Raw genomic sequence first — 6780 nt, 5'->3', positions numbered from 1 at the left:
CGGGGCCAGGTGCGCTCGGCGCCGAGCTCGCGGGCGGCGTGCAGCGGCCAGTACGGGTTGCGCAGCAGTTCGCGGCCGAGCATCACGGCGTCGGCGCGGCCGGCGGTGACGACCTCCTCGGCCTGGGCGGGCTCGACGATCAGACCGACCGCGCTGACCGGGACACCGGCCTCGGTGCGGACCTGCTCGGCGAACGGCACCTGGTAGCCGGGGCCCAGCGCGATGGCGGCGTTCCGGACGTTGCCGCCGCTGGAGACGTCGACCAGGTCGATGCCGACGGCCTGGAGTTCCTTGGCGAGCAGCACCGTCTCCTCGGGCGTCCAGCCCGGCTCGCCGTCCAGCCAGTCGGTGGCGGAGACCCGGAAGAACACCGGCAGGTCCTCCGGCCAGACCGCGCGGACGGCGGCGGCGACCTCCAGGGCGAACCGGGCGCGGCCGGCGAACGAGCCGCCGTAGCCGTCGGTGCGGTGGTTGGAGTGCGGCGAGAGGAAGGAGTGGATCAGGTAGCCGTGGGCGCCGTGCACCTCGGCGACCCGGAAGCCGGCCTCCCGGGCGCGGACCGCGGCGGCGGCGAAGTCCCGCACCAGCTCGGCGATCTGCTCGGTGGTCAGCTCGTCCGGCACCGGGTAGCCCTCGCCGAAGGCGATCGGCGAGGCGCCGACCGGCTGCCAGCCGCCGTCCGCGGCGGCCAGCGGCTTGGAGCCGTCGTTCGGGCGGCCGGTGGCGGCCTTGCGGCCGGCGTGGGCGAGCTGGATCGCGGGCACCGCGCCGTGGGCGGTGATCAGCGCGGCGATCCGGGCCAGCGCCTCCTGCTGCCGGTCGTTCCACAGGCCGAGGTCGAAGGGCGAGATCCGGCCGTCGGGGCGGACGGCGGTGGCCTCGGTCATCACCAGGCCGGCGCCGCCCGCGGCGCGGGCGCCCAGGTGGGCGAGGTGGAAGTCGGTGGCGACGCCCTGTTCGGGGCCGTCCGGCGCCGCGGAGTACATGCACATCGGGGCGAGCCACACCCGGTTGGGCACGGTCAGCGAGCGGAGGGCGATCGGCTCGAACAGGGCGCTCACGGAAGCTCCTTCGGCGGTGGCCCGGGCGGGCCGGGAGGCTGGTGCTGCTCAGTACGATAACTCTCGTACTACGAGATCTGTCAAACTACGATGATCCTCGTACCATGAGGGGGTGACCGAAACCCGCCACGAGGCCTGCGCGCCCTTCCCGGAGCCCGCCGTCGGCGAGATCCGCCTGGAGGCCGTGCTGCACGCGCTCGCCGACCCCGTCCGCCTGCGGATCGTCTCCTCGCTGGCGGGCTGCACCGACCAGGTCAACTGCCTGGCCTTCGACGTGCCGGTGGCCAAGTCCACGCTCACCCACCACTTCCGGGTGCTGCGGGAGGCCGGAGTGATCCGGCAGGTGCGGCGCGGCACGTCGAAGATGAACTCGCTGCGCAGCGAGGACCTGGCCGCACGCTTCCCCGGACTGCTCGACAGCGTGGTGGCCGGGCACCGGGCGTCCCGGTACCCGGTCTGAACGTTCCGCCCGCGCGGACCGGGCCTCAGGCGGTCGGGACGCGGCCGTCGCCGCGGAGTTCGGCCAGCAGCACGCCCTGGTCGGCGATCATCTCGGTGAGGATCCGCCGCGCCGCGCGCAGCAGGTCGGCGACGTCCGGGGTGCTCAGCTCGTAGACCACGGTGTTGCCCTCGCGGGTCGCCGTGACGAGGTTGGTGCGGCGCAGCACGGCGAGCTGCTGGGAGAGGTTCGACGGTTCGATGTCCATCTCGGCGAGCAGTTCGCGGACCGGACGCGGACCGTCCTGGAGGAGTTCGAGGACACGGATGCGCGCCGGGTGACCGAGGGTTCGGAAGAACTCCGCCTTGGCCTGGTAGAGCGGGACCGGCATGCTCAGTCGTCCTCGTCTTCCTCTTCGTCCGGCGAGTGGGGCAGCTCGACGCCGTGGCGCGCGGCGATCCGCAGCAGACTCGTGATCCGCCCCCGGTAGGCCTGCACGCCGTCGTCGTCGCCCGCCTCCCTGGCGGCGGCGAGGTCGTCGCGGGCCTGCGTCAGCTGCGCCCCGAGCTCCTCGCGGAACAGGTCCGTCACGGCTGACCTCCGATGCCGGCAGCGGCGCCGGCCCACCGCCCGGGTCAGACCCGGGGAGTCCAGCATCCAAGACTGGGAAAACTTCTTCAAGTTTCCGACCGAGTACGGCACCTCGCCCACCGGAGGGTGTACCGGCCCGACCGCACCGGCCTCCGCGACCGGTGCGGGGCCTGTGCGGCGCTCGGTGCGGGGCCTGTGCAGCGGTCGGTGCGGCGGTCGGTGCGGCGAGTGCCCCGTCAGCCGCGGTAGCGGTTCGCGGCCCGGCCGCGGACGCCCGGCTCGCAGGCGAAGATCCCGCCGGCCAGCGGCTGCTCGGCGAGCTGGGCCGGGGTGAGGTTCTCGGTGGCGGTGGTGATGTAGAGGGTGTCCAGGTCGGGGCCGCCGAAGGCGCAGCTGGTGGTCACGGTGGCCGGCACGCGGACGACCGTGTCGAGGGTGCCGTCCGGCAGGTAGCGGCAGACCGTGCCGGCGAAGGCCACCGCGACCCACACCCCGCCCTCGGCGTCGACCGCGAGACCGTCCGGCACGCCGCCCTCGGTGGTGACGAACGGACGGGGGTCGAGCAGCCGGCCCTCGCGGTAGCGGTAGGCACGCACCTCGCGGGTCGGGCTGTCCGCGTAGTAGGCGGTCTCGCCGTCCACCGACCAGTCGAGGCCGTTGGAGATGGTGACCGAGGCCAGCGCGGTGTGCACGGTGTGGTCGGCGTCCAGGCGGTGCAGGGTGCCGCGGCCCGGCTCGTGCGAGTAGGCCATGGTGCCGGCGAGCAGGCGGCCCTCGGGGTCGCAGACGGCGTCGTTCATCCGCAGCTCGCCGCCCTCGGAGTCGAGGTCGGCGATGCGGGTCGTCCGCTCGCCGTCGAACAGCGCGAAGCCGTCCGCGACGGCCAGGACGAGCCCGCCGGCCTCGCGCAGGGCCACCGCGCCGACCGGCAGGCCGGCCTCGAACAGGGTGCGCTCCCCGGTCGCCGGGTCCCAGCCGTGCACCCGGCCGGCCAGGATGTCGACCCAGCGGAGCATCCGGTGGCGGTCGTCCCAGAGCGGGCTCTCGTTGAGGTGGGCGCGGTCGCGGACGACCGGCTCGGCGTGCAGGGTGCGGGGCATGGGGGCTCCTGGTCGGGCGGATGCGGGACGGCCGGTGGGGGGCGGCCCGGTCTCAGGAGAGAACGATGCGGTGATGCGTGGTCAGCCTGCGCTGCGCGTCCAGAATGTGGAAGGAAACCATCGGCGGGTGGTCGAATTCCAGCTCCTCGCCGCTCTCGAAGGGCAGCAGGGCGGTCGAGACCACGCCGGGCGCGACCGCCAGCGGCAGACCGGCGAAGCGGGTGGCCGCCGGGGTGTGCGCGTGGCCGCAGAGCACGGCGGCGACCTGCGGGTGGCAGCGCAGCACCGCCGCGAGGCGCTCCTCGTCGAGCAGCCGGATCGGGTCGACGACCGGCAGGTGGAGCTCGACCGGCGGGTGGTGGAAGGCGACCACGGCGGGGACGTCCCGGCGGGCCCGGCTGAGGGTGGTGTCCAGCCAGCCCAGGGTCTCCTCGTCGAACCGGCCCTCGTCGCGGCCGGGGACGCTGGAGTCGCACATCAGCACGGTGAGCCCCGGGAGTTCGTGCAGCCGGTTCACCGGCGCCGCCGACGGCTCCTCGCCGAGCAGCACCGCCCGGTACGCCTCGCGGACGTCGTGGTTGCCGGGGCAGGTCAGCACCGGCCAGCGGTCGGAGGCGAGCACCCGGGCGACCGCGGCGTACTCCTCGGCGAGGCCGTGGTCGGCGAGGTCGCCGGTGACCAGGACGGCGTCGATCGGGCCGGGCACCGCCTCCAGGTGGGCCATCACCCGCGCGGCCCTGGCCTCGGCGCGGGCACCGCCGTCCGGCCCGTCGGGACCGGTGCGGACCTGACCGAGGTGGATGTCGCTGAGGTGGGCGATCACCGGCATGCGGGGCCTCCAGGAATCGGTGGAAGGGACTCGGTGGAAGGGACATGGGGATCGGGCCGGTCAGGGCGGTGCGCCGTCCGCCGGGAGCAGGTCCCGCCGGCCGCCCGGGCCGAGCAGGACCTCCCGGCGGTTCTTGGCGCTCTTGATCCACGCCGGGAGGCGGCTCGCCGGGGTGCCGTTGCCGCGGGCCGGCGGGCGCAGCACCGCCGAGACGTACGCCTCGACGGCGTCCACGTGGGCGGCGTCCAGGGCCCGCAGGACGTTGCCGCGGATGTCGGTGCGCAGCCGGAGCGGCAGGCCGGAGACCGGGTCGGTGCCCTGGTTGCGGCGCCGGGAGGGGTGGACGGCCACCGGGTGGCGGGAGCGCGTCCCGCAGTCGCAGCGCAGTGCGCGGTCGCGGACCGTACCGGGCCGGGCCGGGCCGGGCCAGGCCAGGCCAGGCCGAGCCGGGTGGCGTGCTCTGCGGTGTGCCGCGGCGTGCGGCCGCAGGTGGGGCAGCGCTCGCCGCCCGTCACCGGGACGGGGCCGGCGAAGGAGCGGCCGCTCTCGCGGACCGGCCCGCGGGAGGTGCGCAACAGGCGGGCGCCGGTGCGGTCGGCGCGGGAGTCGCAGCGGGGGCAGCGGACCGGGGCGGTGCGCAGGGACAGGTGGTGGTCCGTCCGTGCCCGCTGGTGCGGCTCCATTCGACGGCCTCCCCCGGGTCGTGGCGGCCGGGCTCCGCGGCGGTTCGGGGCCGGTCCTGGACCAGGAGCCTAACGCCGTGGCGGGGCCGTGTACCCGGCCATCGGCCACTTCGGGGGTGCGGGCCCCGAAGTGGCCGATCGGGTCAGCCGACCGGGGCCTCGGCGGGGCGCTTGAACATCCGGGTGGCGGTGATCTCGCCGTGGACGGTCGGACCGTCCGGGTCCTGCGGGGCGGGCAGGCCGGGGCGCAGGTGCTCCTCGACCGAGATGTACTTCAGGCCGGCCCGCAGGTCGGCGTCGTTGCGCAGCCGGATCACCAGCGGGAACTCGGCGAGCGCGGTGGTGTCGAACAGGCCGGTGGTGTAGATCAGCTGCACGCCCAGCGCGTCGGCGACGGCCCGCTGCAGCTCCAGCAGGTAGGTGGCGTTGGCCCGGCCGATCGGGTTGTCGAGGAAGAGCGTGCCCGCGTGCCGCAGCTGGGACTGGCCGCGGTCGTTGGCGCGCAGCGCGGCCATCGTGCAGTACAGCGCGATGGCGGCGGTGAGCAGCTGGCCGCCGGAGAAGACGTCCGACATCTGGCCGACGCCGACGCGTTCGGCGCGCAGCACCGCGTCGGGCTTGAGGATCTCGACGCTGACGCCCTTCGGGCCGATCGCCGCCGCGACGCCGCGCAGCAGCAGCGACATGCCGTCGCGGCGCAGGTCGGAGTTCTTCTTCACGGCGGCGCGGGTGGCCTCGTCGATGACCTCGCCGAGGCGCTCCACCAGGACGGCGTGGTCCGGGTCCTCGAAGCGGATCCGCAGGAACTCCTGGCCGGACCACTCCCCCAGGCCCTCGGGCAGGCGGGAGAGCCGCTGGGCGGCCCGCAGCGTGGCGAGCGAGGACTCCACCAGGCCGCGCAGCCGGTCGACGATCGAGCCGCGGTTGCGCTCCAGCTGGGCGAGTTCGTCGGTGAGGACGCGCAGCCGGGGTGCGAAGGCGGCGGCCCAGGCGGCGGCGTGCTCGGGCAGGGCGGCGGTGGGCAGTTCGCGGATCTGCTGGCGGGCCGGGGTGCGGACGGCTTCGTAGCGGGCCGCGTTGGCGTGCCGGATGAGGGCGTCGGCGGCGTCGCGGACGGCGAGTTCGGCGCCGCTCAGCTCGGCGGCCGCCGTCCGCAGGGTGCGGCGGCTCTCGGTGGCGGCGGTGCGGGCCTCGGCGAGGCCGCCGAGGTACGGCTCGGCGTGCGGCTCGGCCTCGTCCGGGTTGTCGCGCAGGCCGTCGCGGAGCTGCACCGCGGTCTCGTCGAAGTTCGCCGCGGCGGCCTGCGCCGCCTCGAAGGTGCGCAGCAGGTCGGCGTGTTCGGTGCGGGCCGTCTCCAGCCGCTCGCGGCGCTCGGCGAGCCGGGTGGTGGCGGTGCGCAGCAGCGTCTGGGCGTGCTCCGGGTCGGCGGGGACGAGGTCCTCGGGGAGTTCGGTGTGGGCCTCGCCGTCGGCGGGGGCGGAGCGCTCGGCGTCGCCGCGGAGCCGACCGAGCTGTTCGCTGGCGGTGGCGGAGCGGGCCTCGATGGTGGCGACCAGTTCCTCCGCGCGGGCGGCGGCGGCCTGCCGGGCGGGGCCGTCGGCGCCGTCCGGGCTGGCGAGGAGCTCCTCGGCGCGGGTGCGGACCTTGTTGGTGAGCCGGTCGAGTTCGGCCGCGGCGGCGGCCTCGTCACCCTCGGCACGGGCCTGCTCGGCACGCAGGTCGGCGCCGACGCCGACCTTCTCGTAGACCTGGGAGGCCGCCCGGTAGGCCTCGCGGAGGGCGGGCAGCGAGGCGGGGGTGCCGGTGGGCTCGGGGGCGTCCTCGGCGACGGTGGAGAGTTCGGCGCGTTCGGCGCGCAGGGTGCGGGCGGTGCGGCGGGCGTCGTCGGCGGCGCGCTGGGCGGCGCGGCGGTCCTCGTCGCAGGTGCGGGCGCGTTCGGCGCAGACGGTCTGGCGGCGGTCGCACTCGGCGGCGTCCTCGGCGAGTTCGCGCTGCCGGCGCGTCCAGTTGGCGCGCTCGCGCAGCCGGAAGGCGAGGCCGGCCAGCGCGTCGGCGCGGCGGCGGGCCCGCTGGGCGG

Annotated in this window: 7 protein-coding genes and 1 pseudogene; 1 reads left to right on the top strand and 7 read right to left on the bottom strand. The window is 75.9% G+C overall.

Annotated features, from left to right (window positions below; genetic code table 11):
* Positions 1 to 1061, bottom strand: a 1061-nt coding sequence (locus ABZ641_RS21890) for an NADH:flavin oxidoreductase/NADH oxidase (RefSeq protein ID WP_359984118.1), incomplete at its 3' end; no start/stop codon positions are given.
* A 112-nt stretch (positions 1062 to 1173) separates the two neighbouring features.
* Here ABZ641_RS21890 and ABZ641_RS21885 point away from each other — a divergent pair.
* A complete protein-coding gene (locus ABZ641_RS21885; RefSeq protein WP_344627392.1) occupies positions 1174 to 1521 on the top strand; it encodes an ArsR family transcriptional regulator in 348 nt (115 codons plus the stop codon).
* A 25-nt stretch (positions 1522 to 1546) separates the two neighbouring features.
* Here ABZ641_RS21885 and ABZ641_RS21880 read toward each other — a convergent pair whose 3' ends face one another.
* From ABZ641_RS21880 to ABZ641_RS21855, 6 genes and pseudogenes are all read right to left on the bottom strand, one after another.
* Complete coding sequence (locus ABZ641_RS21880) at positions 1547 to 1891, bottom strand: metalloregulator ArsR/SmtB family transcription factor (RefSeq protein ID WP_344627393.1); 345 nt, start codon at positions 1889 to 1891, stop codon at positions 1547 to 1549.
* Between the two features lie 2 nt (positions 1892 to 1893).
* Positions 1894 to 2091, bottom strand: coding sequence for a hypothetical protein (locus ABZ641_RS21875; RefSeq protein WP_344627394.1), 198 nt, complete (start codon positions 2089 to 2091; stop codon positions 1894 to 1896).
* A 236-nt stretch (positions 2092 to 2327) separates the two neighbouring features.
* Positions 2328 to 3191, bottom strand: coding sequence for an SMP-30/gluconolactonase/LRE family protein (locus tag ABZ641_RS21870; RefSeq protein ID WP_359984114.1), 864 nt, complete (start codon positions 3189 to 3191; stop codon positions 2328 to 2330).
* Positions 3192 to 3243: 52 nt separating this feature from the next.
* A complete protein-coding gene (locus ABZ641_RS21865; protein WP_344627396.1) occupies positions 3244 to 4020 on the bottom strand; it encodes a metallophosphoesterase in 777 nt (258 codons plus the stop codon).
* 60 nt (positions 4021 to 4080) lie between these two features.
* Positions 4081 to 4371, bottom strand: a complete 291-nt coding sequence (locus ABZ641_RS21860; RefSeq protein ID WP_359984110.1) for a hypothetical protein — start codon at positions 4369 to 4371, stop codon at positions 4081 to 4083.
* A gap of 475 nt (positions 4372 to 4846) precedes the next feature.
* A pseudogene (locus tag ABZ641_RS21855) lies at positions 4847 to 6780 on the bottom strand (hypothetical protein); the annotation flags it as partial.

Source organism: Kitasatospora sp. NPDC007106 (assembly GCF_040634455.1).
In the GTDB taxonomy this organism is placed as follows: Bacteria; Actinomycetota; Actinomycetes; order Streptomycetales; family Streptomycetaceae; genus Kitasatospora; species Kitasatospora arboriphila.
Note: the sequence above shows the minus strand (reverse complement) of the source record. Positions and strands in the feature narration are given on the sequence as shown.

Coding starts and splice junctions, on each gene's coding strand:
- ABZ641_RS21865 (WP_344627396.1), bottom strand. CDS start 4,020: ATGCCGGTGATCGCCCACCTCAGCGACATCCACCTCGGTCAGGTCCGC.
- ABZ641_RS21880 (WP_344627393.1), bottom strand. CDS start 1,891: ATGCCGGTCCCGCTCTACCAGGCCAAGGCGGAGTTCTTCCGAACCCTC.
- ABZ641_RS21870 (WP_359984114.1), bottom strand. CDS start 3,191: ATGCCCCGCACCCTGCACGCCGAGCCGGTCGTCCGCGACCGCGCCCAC.